General features: G+C 71.3%; 22 protein-coding genes and 1 pseudogene. 10 read left to right on the top strand and 13 right to left on the bottom strand.

What is annotated here, in order from left to right; translation table 11 throughout:
- Positions 1-136: 136 nt before the first annotated feature.
- Positions 137-2,035, top strand: a complete 1,899-nt coding sequence (locus tag ADK64_RS11350; RefSeq protein WP_199829569.1) for an MFS transporter — start codon at positions 137-139, stop codon at positions 2,033-2,035.
- Positions 2,036-2,050: 15 nt separating this feature from the next.
- On the opposite strand, the gene ADK64_RS11355 is transcribed toward ADK64_RS11350, so the two are convergent.
- Entirely contained in the window at positions 2,051-2,896 is an 846-nt protein-coding gene (locus ADK64_RS11355; RefSeq protein WP_053657715.1) for a hypothetical protein, read from the bottom strand.
- A 90-nt stretch (positions 2,897-2,986) separates the two neighbouring features.
- On the opposite strand from ADK64_RS11355, the gene ADK64_RS11360 reads away from it, so the two are divergent.
- Positions 2,987-3,775 carry an SDR family oxidoreductase gene (locus ADK64_RS11360; protein ID WP_053657717.1) on the top strand — a complete coding sequence of 263 codons (789 nt, stop codon included), beginning with the start codon at positions 2,987-2,989 and terminating at the stop codon, positions 3,773-3,775.
- A gap of 127 nt (positions 3,776-3,902) precedes the next feature.
- The gene (locus tag ADK64_RS11365) at positions 3,903-5,468 is read left to right on the top strand and encodes a sodium:solute symporter family protein (RefSeq protein ID WP_053658220.1); all 1,566 of its coding nucleotides are present in this window, start codon (positions 3,903-3,905) and stop codon (positions 5,466-5,468) included.
- Positions 5,469-5,521: 53 nt separating this feature from the next.
- Here the strand turns inward: ADK64_RS11365 and ADK64_RS11370 are convergent, their stop codons facing one another.
- Both ADK64_RS11370 and ADK64_RS11375 read right to left on the bottom strand, forming a co-directional pair.
- Positions 5,522-6,637, bottom strand: coding sequence for an ADP-ribosylglycohydrolase family protein (locus ADK64_RS11370; protein WP_053657719.1), 1,116 nt, complete (start codon positions 6,635-6,637; stop codon positions 5,522-5,524).
- Between the two features lie 96 nt (positions 6,638-6,733).
- Positions 6,734-7,474, bottom strand: a complete 741-nt coding sequence (locus tag ADK64_RS11375) for a TetR/AcrR family transcriptional regulator (protein ID WP_053657721.1) — start codon at positions 7,472-7,474, stop codon at positions 6,734-6,736.
- Positions 7,475-7,573: 99 nt separating this feature from the next.
- Here ADK64_RS11375 and ADK64_RS11380 point away from each other — a divergent pair, with 99 nt between their 5' ends.
- Positions 7,574-8,599 carry an alpha/beta fold hydrolase gene (locus tag ADK64_RS11380; protein ID WP_053657723.1) on the top strand — a complete coding sequence of 342 codons (1,026 nt, stop codon included), beginning with the start codon at positions 7,574-7,576 and terminating at the stop codon, positions 8,597-8,599.
- A 10-nt stretch (positions 8,600-8,609) separates the two neighbouring features.
- On the opposite strand, the gene ADK64_RS11385 is transcribed toward ADK64_RS11380, so the two are convergent.
- The 3 genes from ADK64_RS11385 to ADK64_RS11395 form a co-directional block, all read right to left on the bottom strand.
- Positions 8,610-8,915, bottom strand: coding sequence for a DUF6247 family protein (locus ADK64_RS11385; RefSeq protein WP_199829570.1), 306 nt, complete (start codon positions 8,913-8,915; stop codon positions 8,610-8,612).
- A gap of 8 nt (positions 8,916-8,923) precedes the next feature.
- Positions 8,924-9,220 (bottom strand): hypothetical protein, encoded by a 297-nt coding sequence (locus tag ADK64_RS11390; protein ID WP_053657728.1) that lies wholly within the window; start codon positions 9,218-9,220, stop codon positions 8,924-8,926.
- Between the two features lie 763 nt (positions 9,221-9,983).
- The gene (locus ADK64_RS11395) at positions 9,984-10,391 is read right to left on the bottom strand and encodes an ATP-binding protein (protein ID WP_053657730.1); all 408 of its coding nucleotides are present in this window, start codon (positions 10,389-10,391) and stop codon (positions 9,984-9,986) included.
- 113 nt (positions 10,392-10,504) lie between these two features.
- Here ADK64_RS11395 and ADK64_RS11400 point away from each other — a divergent pair, with 113 nt between their 5' ends.
- Positions 10,505-11,320 carry a helix-turn-helix domain-containing protein gene (locus ADK64_RS11400; protein WP_053657732.1) on the top strand — a complete coding sequence of 272 codons (816 nt, stop codon included), beginning with the start codon at positions 10,505-10,507 and terminating at the stop codon, positions 11,318-11,320.
- Positions 11,317-11,502: a DUF397 domain-containing protein gene (locus ADK64_RS11405; RefSeq protein WP_053657734.1), complete on the top strand. Its 186-nt coding sequence runs from the start codon at positions 11,317-11,319 to the stop codon at positions 11,500-11,502. The genes ADK64_RS11400 and ADK64_RS11405 overlap by 4 nt, the downstream gene beginning before the upstream one ends.
- A gap of 5 nt (positions 11,503-11,507) precedes the next feature.
- Here ADK64_RS11405 and ADK64_RS11410 read toward each other — a convergent pair.
- A pseudogene (locus ADK64_RS11410) lies at positions 11,508-12,833 on the bottom strand (ATP-binding protein); the annotation flags it as partial.
- An 87-nt stretch (positions 12,834-12,920) separates the two neighbouring features.
- Between ADK64_RS11410 and ADK64_RS11415 the strand changes: the two are divergent.
- A complete protein-coding gene (locus ADK64_RS11415; protein ID WP_053657736.1) occupies positions 12,921-13,463 on the top strand; it encodes a DUF2165 domain-containing protein in 543 nt (180 codons plus the stop codon).
- Here ADK64_RS11415 and ADK64_RS11420 read toward each other — a convergent pair.
- The 3 genes from ADK64_RS11420 to ADK64_RS11430 form a co-directional block, all read right to left on the bottom strand.
- Positions 13,456-14,019, bottom strand: a complete 564-nt coding sequence (locus tag ADK64_RS11420; protein WP_053657738.1) for a hypothetical protein — start codon at positions 14,017-14,019, stop codon at positions 13,456-13,458. The two genes, ADK64_RS11415 and ADK64_RS11420, sit on opposite strands and share 8 nt — an antisense overlap.
- 70 nt (positions 14,020-14,089) lie before the next feature.
- Positions 14,090-16,675: a bifunctional FO biosynthesis protein CofGH gene (locus ADK64_RS11425; protein ID WP_053657740.1), complete on the bottom strand. Its 2,586-nt coding sequence runs from the start codon at positions 16,673-16,675 to the stop codon at positions 14,090-14,092.
- Positions 16,676-16,762: 87 nt separating this feature from the next.
- Complete coding sequence (locus ADK64_RS11430) at positions 16,763-17,608, bottom strand: LLM class F420-dependent oxidoreductase (protein ID WP_053657742.1); 846 nt, start codon at positions 17,606-17,608, stop codon at positions 16,763-16,765.
- Between the two features lie 168 nt (positions 17,609-17,776).
- Between ADK64_RS11430 and ADK64_RS11435 the strand changes: the two genes are divergently transcribed.
- On the top strand, positions 17,777-19,294 hold the full coding sequence (locus ADK64_RS11435) for a CehA/McbA family metallohydrolase (RefSeq protein ID WP_053658222.1): 1,518 nt from the start codon (positions 17,777-17,779) through the stop codon (positions 19,292-19,294).
- Here ADK64_RS11435 and ADK64_RS11440 read toward each other — a convergent pair.
- The gene (locus ADK64_RS11440; RefSeq protein ID WP_053657743.1) at positions 19,287-19,799 is read right to left on the bottom strand and encodes a PadR family transcriptional regulator; all 513 of its coding nucleotides are present in this window, start codon (positions 19,797-19,799) and stop codon (positions 19,287-19,289) included. The genes ADK64_RS11435 and ADK64_RS11440 overlap by 8 nt on opposite strands.
- Before the next feature lie 56 nt (positions 19,800-19,855).
- Here ADK64_RS11440 and ADK64_RS11445 point away from each other — a divergent pair, with 56 nt between their 5' ends.
- A complete protein-coding gene (locus tag ADK64_RS11445) occupies positions 19,856-20,473 on the top strand; it encodes a hypothetical protein (RefSeq protein WP_234384538.1) in 618 nt (205 codons plus the stop codon).
- Positions 20,470-21,828, top strand: coding sequence for a carotenoid oxygenase family protein (locus tag ADK64_RS11450; protein WP_053657747.1), 1,359 nt, complete (start codon positions 20,470-20,472; stop codon positions 21,826-21,828). Before ADK64_RS11445 ends, ADK64_RS11450 begins: the two co-directional genes overlap by 4 nt.
- Before the next feature lie 180 nt (positions 21,829-22,008).
- Here ADK64_RS11450 and ADK64_RS11455 read toward each other — a convergent pair whose 3' ends face one another.
- Both ADK64_RS11455 and ADK64_RS11460 read right to left on the bottom strand, forming a co-directional pair.
- Positions 22,009-22,404: a hypothetical protein gene (locus ADK64_RS11455; protein WP_053657749.1), complete on the bottom strand. Its 396-nt coding sequence runs from the start codon at positions 22,402-22,404 to the stop codon at positions 22,009-22,011.
- Positions 22,405-22,468: 64 nt separating this feature from the next.
- Positions 22,469-24,097 carry a hypothetical protein gene (locus ADK64_RS11460; protein WP_053657750.1) on the bottom strand — a complete coding sequence of 543 codons (1,629 nt, stop codon included), beginning with the start codon at positions 24,095-24,097 and terminating at the stop codon, positions 22,469-22,471.
- Positions 24,098-24,110: the final 13 nt, after the last annotated feature.

Consider the following 24,110-nt stretch of genomic DNA (forward strand, 5'->3'; position numbering starts at 1 on the left):
GCGGGGTGCGTGCTAGCGTCACGAATCGGGGCAGGTCGCCGGTCACGGGACGGGACGGCGAACTGGACGAGAAGCGGCCGGGAACTCCGAGGGACGCGGCCGAGAACAGAAGACGGGACACGGGGAGTGCCTTCAGGTGGCCACAGCGGAGCCGACACGCGCCGACGACGCCGATCCGGGCCCGGGAACCGCCCCGGGGTCCGGCACGCGAATACGCCTGTCCACGGCTGATACGGCCGACAGGGCTGATACGGACAGGGCCGACACCGGTCGTACGACCACGACCACACCCGGCACCGGTCCGGCAGAGCCGCCGACCGGCAGACTCGCGCGCCTCCTCGTCGCCGCCGAGCCCCTGCGGCAGCGGCTGCTTCTGCATCCTGTGCTGTCCGTCACCGCGCTCGCGGGCGTCCTGCACATCATCTGGTTCTTCACCTTCGCGAACAGCGGCGGCGATCTCGCGGCGCAGGACGCCTGGGCCGAGTTCGTCGGCCGGCACCCGGACTCGGCGTACAACCTCGCCTGGTACGGGGGCATGCACCCGGTGTCGTACAGCGTCGTGTCGCCGTATCTGATGGCCGTCCTCGGCGTCCGTACGACGATGATGATCGCCGGGACCGTGTCCGCGGGCCTGCTGACCCTGGTCCTGATCCGCAGCCGGGCGGTGAAGAACCCGCTGTGGGCCTCGCTCGCCGGGGTCCTCGCGCTGCTGGCCAACGCGGTGTCGGGCCGGGTGACCTTCGGGCTCGGCACGATGTTCGGGCTCGGCGCGGTCGCGGCCGTGTTCTGCTGGCCGCACCGGTGGCGGCACAAACGCTGGGCGAAGGCGCTGGTCGCCGCCCCGCTGGCCGGGCTGTCCACCATGGCCTCGCCCGTCTCGGGGCTGTTCGTGGGCCTCGTCGCGGTCGCGCTGTTCCTGCAGAAGCGGCGACCGGGCGCCTGGGCGCTGGGGATCGCGCCGGCGGCGGTGGTCGCCGCGTCGTACTTCCTCTTCCCGTTCTCCGGCACACAGCCGATGACGATCGGCTCGGTGATACTGCCGCTGCTGTACGGCCTGCTGTGCCTGTTCCTGGTGCCGAAGCAGTGGGTGACCGTACGGCTGACGGCGGCCGTCTACAGCCTCGGCGTGGTGCTGGTGTGGCTGATCAGCTCGCAGATCGGGTCGAACATCTCGCGGCTGCCGATGATGTTCGCGGGGGCGACGCTGATCGCGGCGCTGCCGTTCACGGTGCCGAAGTCGCGCAAGTGGTACCTGACCGTCGTCGCGTTCCTGGGCTTCGTCGGCTGGATCGGCTTCAAGTCGGTCGACGACATCATCCACACCACCCCGGCCGCGTCGTGGGCGCGGGAGCTGGCGCCGCTGGTGAACCAGTTGCAGAGGGTCGGCGCCGAGAAGGGCCGGGTCGAGGTCGTCCCGGCGCGCTCGCACCGCGAGGCCTCCGCGCTCGCGCCGTACGTCAATCTGGCACGCGGCTGGAACCGGCAGGCCGACATGGAGCGCAACCCGCTCTTCTACGACGACACGCTCAACTCGGCGAACTACCACGAGTGGCTCCAGCGGTGGGCCGTGCACTTCGTCGTGCTGCCGAAGGACAACCCTGACGGGGACGGCGGTGAGCGGGAGCGGGCGCTGCTCCAGCGGGGGATGCCGTATCTGACGCAGATCTGGGGCGACGCCAACTGGCAGCTGTTCAAGGTGACCGACCCGGCGCCGCTCGCCGAGCCGAACGCGGTGGTGGACCGTGCCGAGCAGGGTGAGATGACGCTGGAGGTGCACAAGGCCGGACGGATCCTGATCAAGATCCCGTACTCGCCGTGGCTGAGCATCGTCGACGCGCACGGCAAGAGCCTGAAGGCGCCGCAGCAGACCAAGGAGAAGACGTACGTCAACGTCAACGGGTGCCTGATGGAGACGCCCGAGGACGCGAAGGGCGACAAGTGGACGATGCTGATCGCTCCGCGGTCCGGTACGTACCGGTTGGCTGCGCCGTACCAGCTGCCCCGCGGCACACCGTGCCCTGACGCCCTGAAGTGATCCGCGGCACGTGGTTCAGGATTCCCGGAGTTCTCCCACGTACCTGTCCGTGCCCGGCACCGTCGGGATGAAGGGGGCCAGTAGTTCTGTGTGGCCCAGGCCCGAGGCGGCGACGTCGGTGGCCCGGTCCGTGAAGTGGTCCTGCCAGCATCGCCTCGGGTCCGACTCCAGGAACCACAGCAGGGTCAGGCGGGTGTCGGTCGCCTCCACCTGTTTCACGTAGGTCATGCGGTCGCCGGGCAGGGGCGTGGGGCGGAAGAGCGTGACCATGGCGGCCGGGGAGCCCGCCAGGCGGCGGGGGAGCTCGCGGGTGCGGAGCCATTCCAGGAGCTGTGGGCGCTGTTCCGGCGAGTCCGCGTCCATCACCTCCAGGACCAGGCCGGCGTACGGGTGGTCGAGGGCGTGGAAGTCCCTGGGGCCGGCCGCGCCGTCGCGGTAGACCGTCGCCTCGTGGTCCTGGAAGGCCGTGAAGACGTGGGTACGGTCGTGGTGGACGCGGGCGTCGCGGTTGAGGCGCTTGTTGATGGCGACGGTCCACTTCATGTGGTCGTCGTAGCGGCCGGCGGTGATCCAGTACGTGGAGAGGTAGCAGCCGGCGGTCACCGGCTGGGCGATCGCCGACTTCTCGGGGCGGCGCAGCAGCTGCAGGTCCCTCGTCGCCACCCAGCGCCGGCCCGCGTACATCCAGGGCATGGCCATCGCGCCGGCGTAGTAGTGGTCGTCCTCGTACCAGCGGTTGTAGGCGTACTCGTGGCCGGGATGCGGCTCGACCATGGTGATCAGGGCATGGCCCGGGTGGACGCCGTACGGGCCCACGGCGGCCAGTTCGCCGTACGTCTCGCTGCGGGTGTCCTCGCTCATGCGGTTCCCCCTCCGTCCCCTTCCGTCCTTCTGCGGTCGCCCATACTCTGACGCCCCGTCAGACAAAGCGCCAGGGTCCGGGAGGCCTCCATGTCACTGCTCACCGGCAAGACCGTCGTCGTCTCGGGAGTCGGCGCAGGGCTCGGTCACCAGGTCGCCGCCGCCGTCGTACGGGACGGCGGGAACGCGGTGCTCGGGGCGCGCACCGAGGCGAACCTCGCCAAGAGCGCGACGGAGATCGACCCCGGCGGCACGCGGACGGCGTACCGGGCGACCGACATCACCGACGAGGGGCAGTGCGAGACGCTGGCCGCGCTGGCGCGGGAGCGGTTCGGGGGCGTCGACGCGGTGGTGCACGTGGCCGCCTGGGACTCGTACTTCGGCGGGGTCGAGGACGCGGACTTCGCGACCTGGGCCTCGGTCATCGACGTGAACCTGCTCGGGACGCTGCGGATGACGCGGGCCTGCCTGCCGGCGCTGGAGGCGGGCGGTGGCGGATCCGTCGTCTTCGTCGGGACGCAGTCGGCCGTGGCCGCGCCCTCGCAGGTGCGGCAGGCGGCGTACGCCGCGTCGAAGGGGGCGCTGACGAGCGCGATGTACTCCCTCGCACGGGAGCTGGGGCCGCGGCGGATCCGGGTCAACACCGTGCTGCCGGGCTGGATGTGGGGGCCGCCCGTGCAGGCGTACGTCCAGTTCACCGCGCTGACGGAGGGGGTGCCGGAGGCGGAGGTGCTGGGGCGGCTGACGGAACGGATGGCGCTGCCGGAGCTGGCGACGGACGGGGACGTGGCGGACGCGGCGGTGTTCCTGGCCTCGGACCGGGCGCGGGCCATCACGGGGCAGTCGCTGCTGGTCAACGCGGGCGAACTGATGCGGTGAGCTGATGCGGTGACCTGATGGGTGAGTTCATGTTGGTGAACATCAGTCACCACATCGAACGATTTTGCCTTGACTTGACCTTACGCTCGCTTGTCGTGTTCACATGACCACACCCACGATCGAGCACATGAACAGTCTCGACTGGGCCGTGCTCATCGGCTACTTCGGTGTGATGGTGGCGATCGGCGTCTGGTCGCACAAGCGCGTGGACGACGTCTCCGACTTCTTCACGGCCGGCGGCAAGATGCCCTGGTGGCTGTCCGGCATCTCGCACCACATGTCGGGCTACAGCGCGGTGATGTTCACCGGGTACGCGGGCATCGCCTACACCTACGGCGTCACCTCCTTCGTCACCTGGTCCTTCCCCATCGCACTGGGCATCGCCATCGGGTCGAGGCTGTTCGCGCCCCGGATCAACCGGCTGCGCTCCCGGCTCCATGTGGCCTCCCCGCTGGAGTACCTGAAGAACCGTTACAACCTCTCCACCCAGCAGGCGCTCGCCTGGTCCGGCATGCTGCTGAAGATCGTGGACGTGGCCGCCAAGTGGGCCGCCATCGCCACCCTGTTGTCGGTGTTCACCGGGGTCACCCTCAACCAGGGCATCCTCATCACCGGCGCGATCACGGCCGTGTACTGCACGATCGGCGGTCTGTGGGCGGACGCCCTGACCGAACTCGGCCAGTTCGTCATCCAGTTGCTCGCCGGCGTCTCGATGTTCGTGGCGGTCGTACTGAAGCTGAACGACAAGCACATCGGCTTCTTCGACGCCTGGAACCAGCCCGCCCTGCACGGGCACGGCAAGGGGCTGGTCGGCCCGTACGGCACGGTGTTCCTGCTGGCCTTCCTGTTCATCAAGCTCTTCGAGTACAACGGCGGCATGCTCAACCAGGCGCAGCGCTACATGGCGACGGGCAGCGCGCGCGAGGCCGAGCGCGGGGCCCGGCTGTCGGCGATCCTGTGGCTGGTCTGGCCGGTCGTCCTCTTCTTCCCCATGTGGATGTCCCCGCTGCTGGTGCACGCGCAGAAACCGGACGGCTCGGACTCCTACGGCCTGATGACCGAACAGCTCCTGCCGCACGGCCTGTTGGGCCTGGTGATCGTCGGCTTCTTCTCCCACACGATGGCCATGTGCTCCTCCGACGCCAACGCCATCTCCGCCGTCTTCACCCGGGACGTGGCACCGGTGCTGTCGGCACGGGCGCGGGCGTGGGGGCAGCGTTCGGGGCTGGTCGCGGCCCGCGTGACGACGGTGGTCTTCCTCGGCCTGTCCATGGCGGTGGCGACCCAGGTCGACTCCCCCACGTTCAAGGACATCATCACCGTCGTCATCAAGTGGGTGGCCGGTCTGATGGGCCCGATCGCGATTCCGATGATGCTGGGTCTGCTCCGGCCGTTCCGCCGCTCCGGCCCGACGGCGGCGCTCACCAGCTGGGCTGCGGGCCTGCTGGCGTTCTGGCTGGTCAACTACCCCATCAACTGGAACGTCTCCGGCGGAGTCCCGCTCCAGTACCAGGTCTCGGTGCCGCTGGCGGTGTCCCTGGTGCTGTACATCCTGATCGGCTATCTGAAGCCGGAGGACACGCCCGAGCGCCTGGCGATCATCGAGAAGGTCAACACCGACGGGGACGCGGCAGCGGCGGTGCCGACGGCCGCGGACGACAATGCGCTGGGAGCTCCCAACCAGGCCCTGTAGACCGCCAGTTGATCGTCGATCGGCTTGAACGGAGCAAACGGACCAGGCCGGCTTCAGGCCCGCGGATACCGGGCCAGCCACCCCGGCGAGGACCCCGCCGGGCCGTGCAGCGCCGGTCCCTGGGTCATCTCCATCGCGAAGTCGTCGGCCAGTTCCAGGATCGTCGGACGGCCCTCCAGCTCGGTCAGCCAGGCCGGGGGGAGGGCCGTTTCGCCGTGCAGGGCGCCGAGGAGGCCGCCGGTCAGGGCGCCCGCCGCCGCCGAGGGGCCGCTCTGGTTGACCGCCAGGCAGAGGCCGTGGCGGACGTCCTCGCCGACCAGGGCGCAGTACACGGAGGCCGCGAGGAGGCCGTCCGCCGTGCCGTCGCCGGCCAGTTCCTCCACGCGGGTCGGGCTCGGGATGCCCTGGCGTACCGCGCCGAGGGCGTGCTGCAGGCCGTCCGAGACGGGCTGGTGGCCGGGGCGGGCGGAGAGCAGGGAGAGGGCCCGCTGCACGGCACCGTCGAGGCTCTCGCCCCGGGCCAGCGCGTGCACGATCACGGCGTACGCGCCCGCCGACAGACAGGCGATCGAATGCCCGTGACTCTGTGCCGCGCACTCCACCGCCAGCTGCGCGACGAGCTGTGGCTCCCAGCCGACCAGCAGGCCGAACGGCGCCGAGCGGGCGACGGCTTCCGGGCCCAGTTCACCGGGATTCTTGGGCGTCTCCAGCGTGCCCATGGCCTCGTCGCCGAAGCCGATGAGCAGGGCCCGGCTCGGCTCGCGGCGGGCGTACAGCCACTCCTCGCGCGCCAGCCAGCCGTCGTCCTTGCGGCGCTCGTCCGGCCCCCAGTCCCGCTGGGTCGCCGCCCAGCGCCGATAGGCCCGGTGCAGATCGGTCGGCGGATGCCAGGCGCCGGTGTCCCGGCGCACCTGGGCGCGTATCAGACCGTCCACCGTGAAGAGGGTGAGCTGGGTGTGGTGCGTGACCGTGCCGCGCCGGCCCTGCCCGAAGGCGAGGTCGAGCAGCCCCTCGGGACCGTAGGCGGCCCGGATCTCCTCCAGGGACAGCGGATCGGCGGGCGCGCCGAGCGCGTCGCCCACGGCGGCCCCGAGCAGTGTGCCGCGCACCCTGCTCCGGAAGTCCTGCTGCTCGGCGCGTCCCCAGACGGCGCCGGACGTCGTACCCACTGAAGACCTCCTCACGGCACCGTCCGTCCGTACGACGCTCAGCACTGTAATCGACCCGGAACGGCCCGTTCAGTGGGGCAAACCGACCCCGAAGGTTCATTCCCGCCCAGTCATGAGCGCTTCGACCCCGTCAAGAACGCGGTCGAGCCCGAACGCGAGCGCGTCGGTGCCGTCCGGCTCGAAGGCGCCCTCGGCCACGGCCCGCGCGAGCGCGGGGAAGCGGTCGGCATGCCGCGCGAGCAGCTCAGCGCTCAGCCGGTCCCACTCCTCGCCCCCCTCTTCGTCGTGGTCACCGAGCTGCTGGGCGAGGTTGCGGACGAGCCCGATCAGCAGCAGGAAGACCTGGTGGCGGTGGGCGGCGCCGAGACCCGTGGGCTCCAGGGCGGCGAGCGCCGCGTCCAGCCAGGACAGCTGGCACGGGCCCATCAGCTGGCGCCGCATGGCGGTGGCCCCGAGCAGCCAGGGATGGTCGGCGTAGACGCGCGCGCAGCACCGGGTCCACTCGCGTACGGCCGCCCGCCAGTCCCCCTCCGGCACCCCGGACAGGTCCGGGGCCTCGGCCAGCACGGACTCGACCATCAGCGCGACGAGCTCGGTCTTGCCGGGGACGTACCGGTACAGGGCCATCGCCGAGACCCCGAACCCGCCCGCCACCCTGCTCATGGAGACCGCGTCCAGCCCCTCGGCGTCGGCGAGTTCGGCGGCTGCGGCGGCGATGCGCTGCGGGCTCAGCTTCGGCTTGGGCCCGCGGGTCGGCTGCCCTTGCTCGCCCCACAGCAGCGCGAGACCGGCGCGAGGGTCGCGTGGCCTGTCCTGATCCTTGTTCCGTCCGCTCATGAACCCTCCCGCTCGAACCCCGTTGACTCCGCCAGACAACTGTATATACCGTAAGCACATCAAAACAGCTGACGGCGTAAACAGTTTAGGGGGAACACCATGCTGCTGACCTACCGCGCCCTCAAGCGCCGGGCGAACGCGAAGAAGCTGGAGATCCGGACGCCGAACGGCATCGACGAGGCGTCGTACGTCCGCATCGGCGGCATCGACCAGTGGATCTCGATCCGGGGCGAGGACCTGTCGAACCCGGTGATCATGGAGGTGCACGGCGGCCCCGGCGCCTCCAACCTCGCCTTCGCCCCGCGCACCCGCGCCTGGGAGCGGCACTTCACGATCGTCCGCTGGGACATGCGCGGCGCCGGCAGGACCTTCGCGGCGGGCGGCCCCGAGGGCCAGGGCGAGATGACCCTCGACCGCCTGTACGCCGACGCCCTGGAGGTGACCGACCACGTCCGCGCCCGCCTCGGCGTCGACCAGGTCCTGCTGGTCGCCAACAGCTTCGGCACGGTCACCGGCCTGCGCCTGGCCCGCGACCACCCCGAGCTCTACTCGGCGTACGTCGGCACCGACCAGAACATCATCGGCGGCGGCCGCGACACCTCCTCCTTCGAGGCACTGCTGGCCCGGCTGGCGAAGGCGGGCAAGAAGAGGGAGCACGCGCGGATCACGGCGATGGGCCCGGACCGCAGCGCGTGGAGCCCCGAGCAGTGGTCGGAACACGCCAAGACCGTGGTCACGACCGACCCGCTGACCTACGACACGATGAAGACGGTCGTGATCCGCTCCCTCTGGTTCTCCCCGCTCCACACCCTGCGCGACCTGCGCGCCTACCTGAAGGGCATGACCTTCTCCGAACAACTCGCCCCTCAGGCGATGACGATCGACGAGCACGCCGAGGGCACCGTCTTCCACCTCCCCTTCTTCCTCTTCCAGGGGGACAGCGACGTCCTCACCCCACCGGAACCGGCCCGCCGCTTCTACGACGCGGTCGCGGCCCCCGTGAAGGACTTCGCCCTGATCCGCGAGGCGAGCCACTTCGCGTCATTCCGGCACCCGGAGCAGTTCCTGGACCTGATGCTGACGAAGGTCAGGCCGGTGGTGACGGGGGAGGTGGCGGGCCGCTGAGGGAGGGGAGTCAGAGGCCGGCTTCCGCCTCGGCCGCCTCACGAATCGCTCGGATCTCAGCGATGGCCGCCGCCGGGTCCGCCTCCCCCTCATCCACGATCCGCTCCAACTCCCTCAACCGAGCGGCGCGTTCCGGGTGACCTTCGATGGCGACGATCACTGCCCAGCTGTGGACGAAGGCACGCAGCGGTGCGAGGCTCTGGGCCCGCTGGGCGTTCGTCGCGGCCTCGAAGAGGTGCTGGGTGAGGGCCGGGGTCCTGCTCGGAGCGAAGCGCACGACCGCTGCCCGCAGCGCCTCCGGTGTCGGCTCGGGCACGGGGAACGTCAGGCCTTCGGCAGGAAGCCGTGGTCCCGCAGTTCCTGGAGGGCGGCGGCGATCTCGAACTCGCTCTCCGGGGCGTGTTCCATCAGCGTCCTGACGCTGATGGGGGTCCCTTCGGGCAAGGCACGGATGGTGACCCCGATACCGATCGCCATGAGGGACAGCCTCGGGTGCAGGGGAGGCAGTTGGGCGGTGAGGCGGTGGGCCAGGAAGGCCGCCGGGTGCTTGATCCGCCCCTTGGGCAGCCCGGTGGTGAGGGTGCGTACGACGGCCGTGGGCGGTACGCCCGCTCCAGCCACCTGGTGACGAGAGGCGCCAGGCGTTGTACGTCCCGCTCGCTGAGGATCAGGCGGGAGTCGTACGCGCGGAGCCCGGCGAGCAGCTCGGCGGCCTTGCCCGACGGCGCGGGTGCCGGGGCCTTCGGCGGGGCGGGGGTGGAGGCGGCGGCCGGCTCAGGGCCCCGGGCGGCTTCGACCATCGCGTGACGCGGCCTGTTGTACGAGTACGTCCGGGTCACCACCTGGCCCGACTCAAGCCGCTCCCTGTCGCGCCAGTGCCACCCGTGCTCCTCCAGCTCACGCAGGGCGGAGGCAATGCTGATCTCTCCCTCGGGCAACTGGTCGGCCAGCGCCTTGATGCCGACCGGGGTGCCTTCGGGCAGCGACTGGATGTAGCCCCCGACGCCTTTCGCCAACGTGGACAGCTCCGGGTGCTGGAGCAGCTCGTTGCTGATCACGGTGAAGTTCCCGTCAAGGCGTTCCTTCACGTGGGTGGCGCCGTAGCGGGAACGGGAGGACTTCGCGGGTGGGCGCGCGTTACGCTGCTTGTACGTCATCGGGAAGCGCTTCTTCCTCGGTGATCAGGCCCTCGCACTGGGATTGCCGTCCCGGCGAGGGCCGATGCATGTCTGGACTTGCTGTCGTTGCCGACGCTGCACCACAACTGCCCCGTCGCGCCAGTTGCGTTGGGCATATTCACTCCGGCGAGTGAGCGACGGGGGCGATGGGGGCGGGATTGGTCCTTTCCCCGGTTCTTTGGTCTTTGGTGTCGGGCGCCGCCGGGTCACGGCCCGCCGCGACCCGGTACGAGTTCCGCCCAGACGATCTTGGCCCCGGCCGGCGCCTCCGTCACGCCCCAGCGGTCCGCGTACGCCGCCACGATCCGCAGACCCCGGCCGCATTCCGACTCCTCGGCCACCGGGTCGTGGGGACGCGGGACCCGGTCCCCCCGGGCGTCGGTCACCTCGATCCGCAGGGTGCCGTCGTCGTGCAGTGTCAGGCCCAGGCGGAAGTCCCTTCCCCGTACGCGCCCGTGCAGTACGGCGTTGGACGCCAGCTCCACCACCACCTGCGTCGCCTCCTCGAACGGCGCGCCCCACTCTGCCAGTTGACGCTCGGTGAGGAGCCGGGCCAGGCGCGCGCCTCTCCGGGTCGCCGACAGCTGGATCCTGAGGTGGTTTTTCTGCTTCATGTCACCCAGCGTGGTCGCGCTTCCCTACTCTGAACAGCGACGACCACGGTACGCAGCGTGACTGTCCGGAGGCCGGGTGTGGTCGTACGGCCCGTACGTCGCAAGGGGGCAACGTGGAGGACGAAGAGGCCGAGGCCGTGCTCAAGGTGGTCGGACGGCAGATCAAGTTCTGGCGGGAGGCCGCCGGAATGAAGCAGGGAGAGCTCGGGGCACGGATCAAGTACAGCGAGGAGATGGTCTCGTCCGTGGAGCGCGGGCGACGGTCTCCCAAGCCGGACTTCCTCGACGCCGCCGATGAAGTACTCGGCGCGGGCGGGAAGTTGTCCGCGATGAAGGAGGACGTGGAGAAGGCCCGGTATCCGAAGAGTGTTCGGGATCTGGCCAAGCTGGAGGACGAAACCGCCGAGATGGGGGCCTACTCGAACCATCACGTCCATGGCCTGTTGCAGACACCGGAGTACGCCCAGGCCCTGTACGTGATGCGACGGCCGGCTTACGCCGAGGAGGAGATCGAGCGCCTCGTCGCAGCACGCATGGCTCGAAAGACCGTCTTCGATCGGACGCCTCGACCGCTCATCACCTTTGTCCAGGAAGAGGTGACGCTGAGGCGCCCCATCGGGGGCAAAATGGTGTTACGCAAGCAGCTCGAACACCTGTTGGAGATCGGGCAGTTGAGGCACGTCGAGATCCAGGTGATGCCCACTGACCGTGACGAGGAGCACGCGGGCATGGCCGGTCCTTTCCGGTTGCTGAAACTCCAGAACGGCAAGACCTTGGGGCACCTGGAGGTCCAGTTGCACAGTCGTCTTGTGAGTGATCCCCGGGAAGTACAGATCCTGGAGATGCGCTATGGAATGATCCGCTCGCAGGCTCTCTCCCCTCGGGAGTCGCAAGCCTTCATCAAGAAAGTACTGGGAGAAGAGACATGACCTCGACGCTGATGTGGTTCAAGAGCAGCTACAGCAGCAACGACGGCCCCGACTGCGTCGAAGTGGCGATAACCCCCGCCACCATCCACATCCGCGACTCCAAGGACAAGCACCGCGCCCAACTCGCCGTCACCGGCGTCGCCTGGACCGAGTTCCTCGACTTCGCCGCTCAGTCCGCGTAGCGCGCCCGCAAGGCCTGGCGTTCGTGGCGCCAGGCGCCGAAGGTCTCCGCGAGCCGTCCGTGCCGTCGCGCCCATCCCCGGGGCGAGCGCCGGCGCTGGAGGCGCAGCATCGGCGCCCGTACGACGTCGTGGTACTGCACCCGCTCGCCGCGCTCGCCGACGAACGGCATGCCCCGCAGCCAGTCGTACAGGGCGTCGGCCTCGTCCTCCGGGCAGTCCGCCGCCGCCCGGAAGACGTCGGCGTCCAGCCGCCGGGGCAGCGCGCAGGCCAGGGCCACCGCCCGGCGTACGGGGTCCGGCTCCCACTTCAGGAACCGTTCCACCGCCGTCGCGCTCGGGTCGCCCACGTCGTCCGGGTCGGCGGGGCGGGCCTCGGCGAGGGTGGAGACGAGCACCGGCAGACCGCCCGACAGGCGCAGCACCTCCGCGATCACCGGCTCGGCCACCACCCCGCGGTCCGCGAGCAGTCCCCGCGTCTCCGCCTCCGTGAACGGGCCGAGCGGCAGATCGGTCATGAAGTCGGCGAAGCCGCCCCAGCGGCCGGTGTCGAAGAGGCGCTGCCCGGCCGTGACGACGAGCACGTTGGCGGGCAGGGCACCGTACCGGTCGGTGGTCATCAGCTCGTGCAGCCAGCCGTCGAGGAAGGGGCCGGTGCGCTCGTAGGTGTCGAAGAACAGGACCAGCCAGGGGACCGACGCCGTCACGTCCGCAAGCTCGTCCAGCAGTTTCGGGGTCAGGACCCGTTCGGGCGACAGGACCAGCTGCACGTCCTCCTGGTTGCGGAAGCGTGCGCTCAGGCGGGCCTTCAGACGGGCCGCGCCGTCCGCCAGCTGGCCCGCGTCCACCGCGCCGACGAAGGCCCCGGCGCCCGGGACGAGCACGCCGACGCCCGCCATGCCCAGCCGGACGGCGGTCGTGGTCAGCGGGGAGGGGCCCTGGGGGTCGGGTTCCAGGGCGGCCGCCTCGGCCTCCGCCTCGTGCCGCCGCTCCCGGTGGGCGACCAGCGCCTCCTCCATCCTCTTCAACCGGTGGCCCTGTTGCGCGAGTTGACGGCAGAGCGCGGCCATCGCCTCGGGCACGCTGCCCACACTCTCGTCGACGTACGCCGTCAACGCCCCGCGTGCGCGCGCGATCTGCTCCAGCTCCCTGACCAGGAACGTCTTCCCGACACCCGAGTTGCCGTGCACATGGAAGAGGAAGCGGTGGCGTTCGTCCTCGGGCGAGATTTCCAAATTGGCCCGGAACACGGCCCGTTCATCGCCACGGCCGACGAAACCCGCCCGTCTGCGCCGCCCGATCAGATCCTGCATCGACGGCCGTTCCCGCGTCATGCGTACGTCCCTCCCCGACAGCCCGCCCCTTCATTCTGGCGCAATGCCCACGCGAGAAACCGGCTTCGGTCGGGAGAGAATCCAGCCATGACCACCACCCCCACGCGTCACTCCAGCCTCAGTCTGGCCGCCGGCGTGCTCACCGGCATACTCGCCCTCTACATCGCCCTGGTCGCCCTCGGGAACATCACCGACTTCGGTACGAACCAGCAGTTCGTCCGGCATGTACTGGCGATGGACACCACCTTCAAGGACCACGATCTGATGTGGCGGGCCATCACCAGTACCGCCCTGCAGGACACCGCCTACGTCCTGATCATCGTGTGGGAGACGGTGGCCGCGCTCGTCCTCATCGGCGGGACGTATCTGTGGACGCGGCGCAAAACCGACCTCGCCCGGCGCGTGTCCGTCTACGGGCTGCTGATGCTGGTGCTGCTCTTCGGTGCCGGGTTCATCGCGATCGGCGGTGAGTGGTTCTCGATGTGGCAGTCGAAGACCTGGAACGGCGAGGACGCGGCCACCCGCGTGCTGGTGCTGAGCGGGGTCGCGCTGATCGTCAACCTGCTGGCCGTCCGGCAGGCGGAGCCCGGGACGCAGACCGGGGCGGACATCGCGGGGGAGGCTAGTTGACGACCGTGACGCCGGTTCCCTGATCGCCGAAGGCCCACAGGGCGGCTCCGTCGTCCTTGTGGACGCGGATGCCGCCCAGTTTCTTGCCGTCCGCGGGCGGCGGCGAGGAGCCGTCCAGGGCGTTGGAGAAGGCGATGTTCACGCCGGACACCTTGGTGAAGTACATGACGTGCTCGATCTCCACGCCGTCCGAGCCCTTCAGGGACTGGATGCGCAGGGTGACCGAGTAGCGGCCGGGCTGCGGACCCACCGTGCCCGGCCACACCGTGAACGTGCGGGAGGCCTTGCCGGTCGCGTCGACCAGCCACACCCGCTTCTCCCCGACGGAGTACACGATCCGCCGGCCCTGGCCCGACGCGTCCGGCAGGGCGGGCGGTGCTGCGGTGTGCGGGGTACCGGACCCGTGCGCGCTCGCCGAGGCCGACGGGCTCGGCCCGGCCACGGCGGCCGCGGGATGCGGCCCGTGGTTCGCCTGTACCGCGAGGGCGACGACGGCCGCGGTCGCTCCCGCCGTCAGGCCGGTGACCCAGGCCCAGGAGGGCAGTCGGGCAGCCACGGGTACGCATCTCCTCCGCTACGGGGCCCCGTCTCAGGTCCGGGGTCGGATCATCGTACTCAGTCCGCCGTCAGTCGAGGACCGGCAGCAGGTCGGGCAGGTGCCCGTCGGACGCCTCGGCCGCCCGCTGCCGCTCCGCGGGGACCTCGCCGTAGAGCGTGGTGCGCGGCCGGGCCGGGCGGCCGGCCGCCTCGGCCACGGCGATCAGGTCGCGGACCGACTTGTACGAGCCGTACGACGAGCCCGCCATCCGGGAGATCGTCTCCTCCATCAGGGTCCCGCCGAGGTCGTTCGCACCGGACCGGAGCATCTCCGCCGCCCCCTCCGCGCCCAGCTTGACCCAGCTTGTCTGGATGTTCGGGATCCAGGGGTGCAGCAGCAGGCGGGCCATCGCCGTCACCGCCCGGTTGTCCCGCACCGTCGGGCCCGGGCGTGCGATGCCCGCCAGGTACACCGGCGCGTTCGTGTGGATGAAGGGCAGCGTCACGAACTCCGTGAAGCCGCCCGTCTCGCGCTGGATACCGGCCAGGGTGCGCAGGTGGCCGAGCCAGTGGCGGGGCTGGTCGACATGGCCGTACATCATCGTCGAGGACGAGCGGATGCCCAGCTCGTGGGCCGTCGTGATGACCTCGGTCCAGGTGGCCGTCGGCAGCTTGCCCTTGGTCAGCACCCAGCGGACCTCGTCGTCCAGGATCTCCGCCGCCGTGCCCGGGATGGAGTCCAGCCCGGCCTCCTTGGCGGCCGCGAGCCACTCCCGGATCGACATCCCCGTCCGGGTGGCGCCGTTCACCACCTCCATCGGCGAGAAGGCGTGCACGTGCATACCGGGCACCCGCTCCTTGACCGCCTTCGCGATGTCGAAGTACGCCGTGCCCGGCAGGTCGGGGTGGATGCCGCCCTGCATGCACACCTCGACCGCGCCCAGCTCCCAGGCCTGCTGCGCGCGGTCGGCGACCTGCTCCAGCGACAGCGTGTACGCGTCGGCGTCCGTGCGGCGCTGGGCGAAGGCGCAGAAGCGGCAGCCGGTGTAGCAGACGTTGGTGAAGTTGATGTTCCGGGTGACGATGTACGTCACGTCGTCGCCGACCGCCGACCTGCGCACGTCGTCCGCGACCCGGCACAGCGCGTCCAGCGCCGGCCCGTCCGCGTGCAGGAGGGCGAGGGCCTCGGCGTCGGTCAGCTTCGTGGGGTCGTCGGCCGCGGTGCGCAGCGCCTGCCGTACGTCGGTGTCGATGCGCTCCGGCGCCATCCCGGGCACGGCCGCCTCGCGCAGCGCCTCCCAGTCGCCGTACACCTCGTCGAAGTCGTCACGCCGGTCGGCGCTGCGCCCCTCGGTGTCGATCGTGCGGTGCAGGTCCGTGCGGCCGGTCGGGACGAAGGCCTCCTCCGGCTCCTGCCACGGGTGCCCCTCGACCACCGCGTCCTCGCGCGCCAGCCCGGTCTCCGGGTCGGCGAGGGCGGCGACGTGCGGGCGCAGCCGCGGGTCCAGCCAGGGCTCGCCGCGCCGGACGAACTCCGGGTAGACGCAGAGGCGTTCGCGAAGTTCGAAGCCCGCGGCGGCCGACCTCTCGGTCAGCTCCTCGATCTGCGGCCAGGGGCGTTCGGGGTTGACGTGGTCGATGGTGAGCGGCGAGACCCCGCCCCAGTCGTCGATGCCGGCGCCGATCAGCCGCTCGTACTCGGAGTCGACCAGGTTCGGCGGGGCCTGAAGGCACGCCGAAGGTCCCATGATGTGCCGGGCGACGGCCACCGTGGCGACCAGGTCGTCCAGCTCGGCGTCCGGCATGCCGCGCATCGCCGTGTCCGGCTTGGCGCGGAAGTTCTGGATGATCAGTTCCTGGACGCCGTGGTAGGCGCGGGAGACCTTGCGCAGGGCGAAGAGGGACTCGGCGCGCTCCTCGTATGTCTCGCCGATGCCGATCAGCAGGCCGGAGGTGAAGGGGACCGAGGAACGGCCCGCGTCCTCCAACACCCGCAGCCGTACGGCCGGTTCCTTGTCCGGGGAGCCGTGGTGCGGGCCGCCGGGCTCGGACCACAGGCGGGTGGCGGTGGTCTCCAGCATCATGCCCATGGACGGCGCCACCGGCTTGAGCCGCTGGAAGTCCGTCCAGGTCATGACGCCCGGGTTGAGGTGGGGCAGCAGGCCCGTCTCCTCCAGGATGCGGATGGAGACGGCGCGGACGTAGGCGATGGTGTCGTCGTAGCCGTGCGCGTCGAGCCACTCGCGCGCCTCGGGCCAGCGGTCCTCGGGCTTGTCGCCGAGGGTGATGAGGGCTTCCTTGCAGCCGAGCGCGGCGCCCTTGCGGGCGATGTCCAGCACCTCGTCCGGGGACATGAACATGCCGTGGCCGGCCCGGCGCAGCTTGCCGGGGACCGTGACGAAGGTGCAGTAGTGGCACTTGTCCCGGCACAGCCGGGTCAGGGGGATGAAGACGCTCTTCGAGTACGTGATGACACCGGGCCGGCCCGCCGCCGCGAGCCCCGCGTCCCGCACCCGGGCGGCGGACGCGGCGAGGTCCGTGAGAGCCTCGCCGCGGGCCTGGAGGAGCACCGCCGCCTCGGCCGCGTCCAGGGCGACGCCGTCCCGGGCGCGTTTGAGGGCGCGACGCATGGAGTTCTCGGTCGGGCCGGTTCCGGGGGTCGCGGAAGTCGTCATTCTTTGAGCATACGTTCGGGCTCCGCCAGCTCAACGAGGTCGGGGGACGTCCCGGGGATCACTGTGCGGTGCCGCGTGCGGGTTCGCTCACACGTACTCGGCGTACGCGTCCAGCACGCCCAGCACCTCCGCCTCCCCCGCCGACGGCAGTTGCAGCACCACCTCCTCGATGCCCAGCTCGGCATAGTGCGCGAGCTTGCCCGGGGCCGGCAGGACCGCGTACGGGACGACCTGGAGCGCGGCCGGGTCGCGGCCCGCGTCCGCCCAGGCCGAGCGCAGCACCGGCAGGGACTCGGAAAGGCCCCGGCCGCCGATCGGCAGCCAGCCGTCGGCGTACTCGGCGATGTGGGCGAACAGCTTCGGCCCGGCGGCGCCACCGACGAGGGTGCGCGGACCGACGACCCGGCCCCGCGGCTTCTGTACCGGCTTGGGGTGGGCGTGGCCGGCCCGGACGCCTCCGAACTCGCCCGCGTAGGACGTCGGTTCCGCGGACCACAGGGCCTGCATCAGCCGCACCCGGTCACGGACCAGCTCCCGGCGGGTGCGCCAGTCGACCCCGTGGTCGGCGGCCTCCTCGACGTTCCAGCCGTAGCCGAGGCCGAGCGTGAAGCGGCCGTCGGAGAGGTGGTCGAGGGTGGCGATCTGCTTGGCGAGGGCGATGGGGTCGTGCTGGGCGACCAGGGTGACGCCCGTACCGAGGCCGAGGCGCCCGGTCACGGCCGCGGCCTGGCCCAGGGCGACGAAGGGGTCGAGGGTGCGGCCGTACTCGCGGGGCAGGTCGCCGCCGGCCGGGTACGGGGTGGTCCGCTCGACGGGGATGTGGGTGTGCTCGGGCAGATAGAGACCGGCGTAGCCGCGCTGTTCGAGTTCGCGGGCGAGCCGTACCGGCGCGATGGTCTCGTCGGTGAGGAAGATGGTGACGGCGATACGCATGTCCCATCTGTACCGGGCCGGAATCCACGTGTCCATACCGACTGGTCGGCATTACTCGGCCCCCGCATGGGAATGTCGCGCGCATGACATACAGTCGTACGCCAACCCCCGTCCGCCAACCCCTTCCCCTTTCACGGGAGTTCACACCGGGACAGGAGCATGGCCACCATGTGTGACGACACGCACGGTCAGGCCCAGGGAATCGGCAGACGCGCGCTGTTCGTGACGGGCGCCGCCGCTGCCCTTACGTTGGGAAGCGTGAGCTTCGCAGCGGCGGACGGTCAGCGCCAGGAGACCCGGACGGCCGGCGGCACGCTGCCGCCCGGCTCCCCCGACTTCGTGTACGTACCGGTCGAAGTCCCCTCCGGCGTCCAGGAGATCAAGGTCTCCTACACCTACGACAAGCCCTCGGTCCCGGCCGGCACCCAGGGCAACGCGCTCGACATCGGCCTCTTCGACGAGCACGGCACCGAACTGGGCGGCCGGGGCTTCCGTGGCTGGTCGGGCGGGGCGCGTACCGAATTCTTCGTCCGGGCCGACGACGCGACCCCCGGGTACATCCCGGGCCCGGTGCGGGAGGGCACCTGGTACGTCGCGCTGGGCCCCTACACGGTGGCGCCACAGGGGCTGACGTACGAGCTGACGATCACCCTGACCTACGGCCGGGCGGGCGAGACCCCGCGGCCGGTGTATCCGCCGTCGCGGGCGAGGGGCCGGGGCCGGGCCTGGTACCGGGGCGACTGTCATCTGCACTCCTGGTACTCCGACGGCCGCCGGACCCCGGCCCAGATCGCGGCCCTCGCGCGGGCGGCGGGCCTGGACTTCATCAACTCCTCGGACCACAACACCCACTCCTCGCACCCGCACTGGGCGGACCAGGCGGGCGACGACCTGCTGATCATGCTCGGCGAGGAGATCACGACCCGCAACGGCCACGTGGTGGCGCTCGGCACCGAGCCCGGCACGTTCGTGGACTGGCGCTACCGCGCCCGGGACAACCGCTGGGCCCGCTTCGCCCGGGACGTCCGACGCGCCGGCGGCCTGGTCGTCCCCGCCCACCCGCACGCCACCTGCGTCGGCTGCGGCTGGAAGTTCGGCTTCGCCGAGGCGGACGCCGTGGAGGTGTGGAACGGCCCGTACACGCCTGACGACGAGGCGACGCTGGCCGAGTGGGACAACACCCTCGTCGCCGCCGTACGGCAGGGACGGGCCTGGCTCCCGGCGATGGGCAACAGCGACGCCCACCGCGACCCGGACGCGGTCGGCATGCCCCAGACGGTCGTCCTCGCCGACGACCTGACCCGGGAGGCGATCCAGGCCGGCATCCGCGCCGGACGCTCGTACGTGGCCGAGTCCAAGAACGTCACCCTCGGCTTCAGCGTGACGGGCGGGCGCGGGCAGCGGGCGGGCATCGGCGAGCGGCTGGAGGTGGCCGCCGACACGCCGGTGACCGTACGGCTGGAGGTCTCGGGCGCCCCGCGCTGCTCGGTGCGGTTCGTCACCGACCAGGGGGTGCTGTACACCAGCGATCCGCTGCCGGTGTCGGGCGCGGGCACCTTCGAGTGGCGTACGACGCCCGCCTACGCGGCGTACGTGCGCGCCGAGGTGCGGCACGAGACGGCGCTCGGGCCGGTGCCGGGGGCACTGGCCGCCTTCACCAACCCCGTCTTCCTCGGGGCTACTTGATCTGCTGCGCCGCCCACTCGGCCCACTCCCGCCGCATCGCGTTGAAGCGCAGACCGTACTCCAGGGCGATGCGGCCGTGGACCGAGAGACTGCCGTCGCTCCAGTCGATGGAGTCGTGCAGCCGACGCAGCTGGTCGTATCCCGACTGGGACATGTCCATCAGCTCGGTCAGATAGGCGCGCGCCTGCTCGGGCGGCAGCACGCCGAGGAAGAAGACGCGCAGCAGGACGTCGCTGCGCGTGACGGGCTGGGGCGCGACCTCGGTCAGCCAGTGGCGCAGCTCCGCCATGCCCTCGTCGGTGATCTCGTACTCCTTGCGGCCGCGCGGGCCCTCGGCGGCCACCGTGATCAGCCCGGAGCCGGCCAGCTTGGTCAGCTCGGTGTAGATCTGGCTCTGGGTCGCCGGCCAGACGTTGGCCAATGAGGTCTCGAACGTCTTCAGCAGGTCGTAGCCGCTGGCGCGGCGGTCCGAGAGCAGACCGAGCAGTGCGTGTTTGAGGCTCATGCCCCCACCCTACCTTCCAGTGTTGACATGTCGAACTTCGACCTTCTACTTTTGACATGTCGAAACAGGAATTCGGAACTCTGACCGACCGGGGGAATCCCATGTCCTACCTGCGCACCTTCCTGCCGTGGATCGTCTTCGCCGCCGTCCCGTCGGGTGACTGGCAGTGGGGCTCCCTGGCCGCCCTGGCGGTGGCCGTGGTCCTCATCGCCCAGCAGAGGCGGGCCGGGGCCGGCTTCGACGCCCTGGTCATCGAGGCCGGCTCGGCGGTCTTCTTCGCGGTCCTCGCGGCCATCGCCTTCACCGACCCGCACTCGGGCGTGCACGACTACTCCGCCGCCCTCTCCTCCGGCACCCTCGCCGTCATCGCCGCAGCGTCCCTGGCCGTCGGCAGGCCCTTCACCCTGGGCATCGCCAAGCGCACCACCCCGCGCGAGTACTGGACCATGAAGCCGTTCGTCCGGACCAACGTGATCATCACCGCCGTATGGACCGCCGCGTTCGCCGTCACGGCCGTCGCCCTCGCCGTCCTGGACCACGCCGGGCACGCCCACACCATGCCCGCGACCCTCGTCCAGATCGCCGGCTTCGTCGTCCCGATGGTCTTCACCGTCCGCTACGTCGCCCACGTCCAGGCAAAGGCCCGGGCCGCCGCCGGACACGTCGCCCGATGACCACCGCGCCCCGGCACCTGTCCGGCAACTACGCCCCGGTCACCGAGGAACTCACCGCGCACGACCTGCCGGTGACCGGCACCATTCCGCCCGAGCTGACCGGCTGGTATCTGCGCAACGGCCCGAACCCGGCCGACGCCGCCTCCGGACACTGGTTCTTCGGCGACGGCATGGTCCACGGGGTGCGCCTGGAGGGCGGGCGGGCCGCCTCCTACCGCAACCGCTGGGTGCGCACCGGCCAACTCACCGGAGCGGCACGGCTGTACGACGACCGGGGCCGCCGCGACCTCGCCGCCGGCCCCGCCAACACCCACGTCGTCCGGCACGCGGGCCGCACCCTCGCCCTGGTCGAGACCGCCCTGCCCCACGAGCTGACCCCCGACCTGGGCACCAAGGGCCCGTACGACTTCGACGGCCGCCTCACCACCGCGATGACCGCCCACCCGAAAACCTGCTCGACCACCGGCGAACTGCACTTCTTCGGCTACGGCATGCTGGAGTCCACCCACCTCACCTACCACCGGGCCGACGCCACCGGCGAGTTGGTGCTCAGCAGACCGATCGAGGTGCCGGGCCCGACCATGCTGCACGACTTCGCGCTCACCGCCGGGCACGTCGTCTTCATGGACCTGCCGGTCGTCTTCGACGCCGGACTCGCCCTGGCCGGCGGCACGATGCCGTACCGCTGGGACGACGGCTACGGCGCCCGGCTCGGCGTGCTGCGCCGCGCCGACCCGCACGGCGAGGTCCGCTGGTTCGGGGTCGACCCCTGCTACGTCTTCCACATCCTCAACGCCCACGACGCGCCGGACGGCACCCTCGTGCTGCACGTGATGCGCTACCCGGAGCTGTGGCGGCGTAAGGCGGACGGCGGCACCCGGCCGACGCGGGCCGTGCTGTGGAAGTGGACCGTCGACCCGGCCACCGGCACGGTCCACGAGGAGCAGTGCGACGACCGGCCGGGCGAGTTCCCGCGCGTCGACGACCGGCTGACCGGCCTCGCCGCCGGACACGGGCACCTGACGAGCGGCACCTCGCTGGTCCGCTACGACCTGTCCTCCGCCGTCGCCACCGCGCACGACTTCGGCCCCGGCCGCACCCCCGGCGAGGCCGCCTTCGCTCCCGCCGACGACACACCGGGCGGCCCCGGCTGGCTCCTCACCTACGTGTACGACGCCGCCACCGACCGCAGCGACCTGGTCGTGCTGGCCGCCGACGACCTCGCGGCGGCGCCGGTCGCCACGATCCATCTGCCCGCCCGGGTGCCGTTCGGCTTCCACGGCAACTGGCTGGCGGACCGGGCGCTTCGGCGCACGACGCCCGGCGGATCGCGCGGCCCGGCGGAAGCGGGATGACCCGATGGCGCATCGGGGCAGCGGCGGGTGCGCCTCCAGGGCGGTCTCGTCGGACCCGCAGGCCCGCGCGGACCGCCACAGGGCACTCGGTGCGTCTTCCGGTGCGTCTTCGAAGGCCGCACGTGCCCACTGCGCGGGCGGAGGAATCGCGCCCCCTCCGCCGTGCGGGCGCTCCCCGCACTAGGCGGTGCCTTCGCGCGTGGCGCGGCGCCGGGCGACGATCTCGGCCACCGCCTCCAGCCAGCGGGCGGCGCGGGTCTCGGCCTCCGCGGTGGTCGCGGTCTGCGCGGCGCCGGTCAGCCAGTCCCGCAGGAGTTCGGCGGGCGCTGGGGACGGCAGCGGCTCTCGCAACGCCGCCGCGTAGGCCAGACCGCCGGCCCGGACGATCTCGGCGACGAACACCAGCGAGCGCGGCACGACGCCGAGCCGGTCGAGGGTGACCGCGGCGGCGATGGCGCCGTCGCCGAACAGGGCCGTGCGGAAGGCGTCCTGGGCCAGGCCGTAGCGCAGCAGCAGGGTGACGTCGGTGGCGGCCAGCACCTCGTCGTCGGTGCGGCTGTCGGGGGCTGGGGACATGAGGGCCTCGCTTGCGGTCCGGGGCACTGGTTCAGCGGACGGTGACGGTCACGACGTACAAGCCTCAGCCCTGGGGCAGGTGGACCTCGTAGGCGTCGGCATAGTCATGGTCACTGGCCTTCGCCATGCCCCCGTTGACGAAGTCGTTCTCGCTGACCCAGGTGGTCTTGCCCCACGGGTTGTAGATCTCCAGCTTGTCGCCCTGCTGGCCGACGATCATCATGGCGTGCGCGACCGGCCTGCCGGTCTCGTCCTGTCCCTGGACGCCGATGGGCACCGGCTTGCCGTCCGCCACCGCCTTCTCGATCTGCGGCAGGACGTCGCGCCGCGAATCGGGGTCCGGGACCTCCCGCCTCTCGTAGGAGCTGCCGGTCTCCGGGCTGATCTCCTTGTTGAAGACCTCGGTCCTGCCCTTCTGGCGCATGCCGTCGGCACCGCCGTGCCCCTCCTGGTGCACCCGGTTCTGCTCGGCCACCAGGCGCCGCCGGAAGGCGTCCGGGTCGTTCTCCTGGCCGCTGGGGCCGCCGGTGAGGGAGAGGGCGTAGACGGGATCGACCAGGGCGCGGGCGGTGACGGTGGAGGAGGCGACGCAGGTGTTCCCCTGCCCGTCTCCGCCCTGGGCCCACTCCTGGCCCTCGAAGTCCTGCAGCTGCGTGTTCAGGTTGGCGCCGCTGACGGGGTTCGTCCCCTCGTCCCCCAGGCTGTCGCCGTCGGTGACGATCGGCGTCAGATGCCGCTGCAGCCAGGCCGGGTCCTTGCCGTGGATCTTGCCGTCGAACGTCTGGATGTCGTCGACACCGTGGCCCGCGGCGAGGGCCTTCATCAGATACGCCTTCTCCTGCGGGGTCTTCGCGCCCGCCAGGAGCCGGTCCATCCGGGCCCGGTCGGCGGGCGGGAGCGCGTCCATGGCCCGGCCGGAGCGTTCCAGGTCGCCCGCCGTGAGGATCTCGTTGTAGTCGGGCGCGCCGGCCCTGCCGTCGGCGTCGGCGAGCATCATCCGGTCCACGGCGGACAGTTGTCCGGTGTGCATCTTCCCGGCGCGTGCCTCGGCCGCCCACTTGTTCAGGTCCCGGGCGGCGGCGCGGACGGCGTCGTCGGCGGTGACTGCCGCCTTGTGCATCAGGTCGACCCCGTCGGCGGCGAGGGTCCGGTCGGCGGCGAGGGCGGCCTTCTTCTCCTGTTTCTCCTGGTCGGTCTCGACGATGTCGCCGAGGTCGAAGAAGCTGTCCGGGGGGCCGAGCCTCTGCTGGGCCTGCCGCATCCTGGCGCGGCCGTCCGCGTCCTGCTTCTTCGCGGCGCCGAGCGCGTCGGCCAGCGCGTGCAGCGCCTTGGCGCCGCCCTGGAAGGCGTCGGCCATCCTGGTCGCGGCGCGGGCGGCGGCGGCCACGCCGTCGGAGGCGAGGACGGCGGTGTCGCCGACCCAGACCTCGGGCAGGCCCTTCCTGGCCACCCTGTTCGTGCGGTCGTGCAGGTCGCCGGCCTTGTCGACCTGGTCGCGGTAGCGCTTGCCGAGCGATTCGAGCGTGGCCGTGTCGCCGACCGGCGCGCGGGCGAGGAGCGCGTCGTCGATCTGGTCCAGGAGATCGTTCTTGTCCGCGGCCCTGGGAATGCTCGTGCACAGCCCGGCCAGCCAGGAGCGGCGGCCGGCCGGGGTGTCCAGGGCGCCCCAGGGGTTCAGGTCCAGGAATCCCATGACCGGGCCGCCC

Origin of the sequence: Streptomyces sp. MMG1121, from assembly GCF_001280015.1 — a bacterium.
Classification (GTDB): Bacteria; Actinomycetota; Actinomycetes; order Streptomycetales; family Streptomycetaceae; genus Streptomyces.